Here is a 2,436-nt window from a genome sequence, read left to right as displayed (position 1 = left end):
TTTAATTTTTCTTATCCAGAACTCAGGTTAAATTAGTTGCGAATAAATTAAGTCGTGCTAAGGTGTCAACCTTAATGAAAACAGGCTTATCTTGATGGAAAATAACTCAAAAGTTGTTTTATAGCGTTTCGATAGTAATTGTATGGAGAGAGCATGATCCGCTGCCACCTAGCCCGATTAATGGGGGTGAGAAAAATGCGTATTAGCGACATGATGCGGGAAACTGTCAGCACCGAGTTATCTCGCGAGCGCTTGACAGCACTTATCGAGCTATCAGGCTTGGGTACTGTCAAAGACACCTCAACAGCATTCGGTGGCAAGCCAGTTCAGCTATTGGCGGCCTTTAAACAGCTACAGCAGCAATTATATTACTAATTTAAGAGCACATTATGCTGGCCATTAACCCATTAATTACTCAACTAAAAGACATTATTCAACAAGCCAGAAATAAGGCCTATCGTGCAGTGGACGCGATACAGGTCCAAACTTACTGGCAAATTGGTCAGCACATTGTTGAGTTTGAACAACAAGGTGAAAACCGCGCCCAATACGGCAGTAAATTACTGGCACAATTGTCAGAGCAACTCACCGCAGAGTTTGGTAAGGGTTTTGATGCGTCGAACTTACGTAAAATGCGCCTGTTTTATCAAACTTTTTCAATTCGAGACGCACTGCGTCCCGAATTAAGCTGGACTCATTATCGCAGGCTACTACGGGTAGAGGATGACAGTGCTAGGCAGTGGTATATGAACGAAGCCGCCGAGCAAAATTGGAGTACCCGTGCACTCGATAGACAAATAGGCACACTTTACTACGAACGTTTATTGGTTAGTCAAAACAAGCAAGCCGTTACTGACGAAGCCAAACAACAGTTGATAGAACAAAACACACAACTAGCACCTAAAGGTTTTGTTCGCGATCCTATGATGCTGGAGTTTTTAGGCATAGGTGGTGTAGAAAAACTATTAGAGGCCGATCTAGAGCAGGCGCTCATGGATAAACTGCAAGACTTTTTGCTGGAGCTCGGCAAAGGTTTCGCCTTTGTTGCCCGTCAGCAACGCGTAAGCACAGACAGCAAAGACTTTTATATAGATCTAGTGTTCTACAACTACCTGCTCAAATGCTTTGTCCTGTTTGAACTTAAAACGGGCGAGCTTAACCACCAAGACATAGGCCAAATGGATATGTACGTACGAATGTACGACGACCTAAAACGCGGTCAGGACGACAACCCCACTGTCGGTATTATTCTCTGTACCAATAAAGACGAATCCATAGTGCGCTACTCGGTACTTAAAGACAGCGAACAGCTTTTTGCCAGCCGCTATCGCTTGATCTTGCCTAGCGAAGAAGAGCTCCGTCAGGAACTCGAACGGGAAAAAGAGCAAATTGCCCAGTTAAAACATGAGCAACTAAACGTCGAACAATTAGAAAACAACCTTTCAAAAGACGAAAAATAAACCATGTCATTACAACAAAAAATTGACCGAATTACCGACATTCTGCGCCGTGATGATGGCATTAGCGGTACCATGCATTACACCGAGCAAACCTCGTGGGTGTTGTTCTTAAAGTTTTTAGATGATTACGAGTCTGAAAAAGAAGATGAAGCTGTGCTGTCTGGTAAAGACTATCAACCGGTATTGGACGAAGCGCACCGTTGGTCATATTGGGCTTGCCCTAAAAACGCCGATGGCAAACTAGATATCAACAAGGTTCGCACGGGTGATGACTTAACTGATTACGTTAATAACGAGTTATTCCCTTACTTAAAAGGCTTTGCAAATGCCGCCGTTACGGGGTCAGATCCTAAATCTTTCGCCTATAAAATTGGTGCCATCTTCCAGTATTTAGACAACAAGGTGGCGTCTGGCCATACCTTGCGTGAAGTACTGGATATTATTGATACGCTGAATTTCCAGTCAAGTGATGAAATATTTGAGTTGTCGTTGGTTTATGAAGGCTTATTGCAAAACATGGGCGATGCCGGTGGTTATGCGGGTGAGTTTTACATAATGTCATCTTCATTTTTTACATGCGAATGCCACCTTCAAAAAGCCGCTTAAACTGTTACCTATTTTCCATGCATCTTTAAAGCAATTTCCAACTTAGCTATTTCTTCCTTTATCCTTTCTGCATCTCTCGGACTATCTAAAAATTTATTTGCCTGCTCAATCTTTGGAAAGTCACATACTGACTTAACGTAGAACAACATTAACCTGTAAAAATAGAATTGCAGTTGAAAGGCAAAATTTTTGGCGTTTTGGTTCTCAAGACCCGAATGAATATTTGAATTTCTATATTCCCTTATGTGCTCTAATATTTGGGCGTGATAGTTATAATCTTCAAATAGAAAAGAGATCCTCCTAGATATTCCATCACAGTTACTTTCACCCTTAGTAAGTAACCTGAGATCTGGTTAAGCCACCACTAAAT

At 42.0% G+C, this 2,436-nt stretch carries 3 protein-coding genes; all 3 read left to right on the top strand.

Annotated elements, in window-relative coordinates; translation table 11 throughout:
• Window positions 1-153: 153 nt before the first annotated feature.
• The 3 genes from DS2_RS20945 to DS2_RS19185 are packed head-to-tail and all read left to right on the top strand — an operon-like array spanning window position 154 to window position 2,066.
• A complete protein-coding gene (locus DS2_RS20945; RefSeq protein ID WP_081754344.1) occupies window positions 154-375 on the top strand; it encodes a hypothetical protein in 222 nt (73 codons plus the stop codon).
• 14 nt (window positions 376-389) lie between these two features.
• Entirely contained in the window at window positions 390-1,460 is a 1,071-nt protein-coding gene (locus DS2_RS19190; RefSeq protein WP_051480034.1) for a PDDEXK nuclease domain-containing protein, read from the top strand.
• Between the two features lie 3 nt (window positions 1,461-1,463).
• Entirely contained in the window at window positions 1,464-2,066 is a 603-nt protein-coding gene (locus DS2_RS19185; protein WP_235188647.1) for a type I restriction-modification system subunit M N-terminal domain-containing protein, read from the top strand.
• The last annotated feature ends 370 nt before the right edge of the window (window positions 2,067-2,436 follow it).

This window comes from Catenovulum agarivorans DS-2, assembly GCF_000568405.1.
GTDB classification, from domain to species: domain Bacteria; phylum Pseudomonadota; class Gammaproteobacteria; order Enterobacterales; family Alteromonadaceae; genus Catenovulum; species Catenovulum agarivorans_A.
This window is presented reverse-complemented; position numbering and strand designations above follow the sequence as displayed.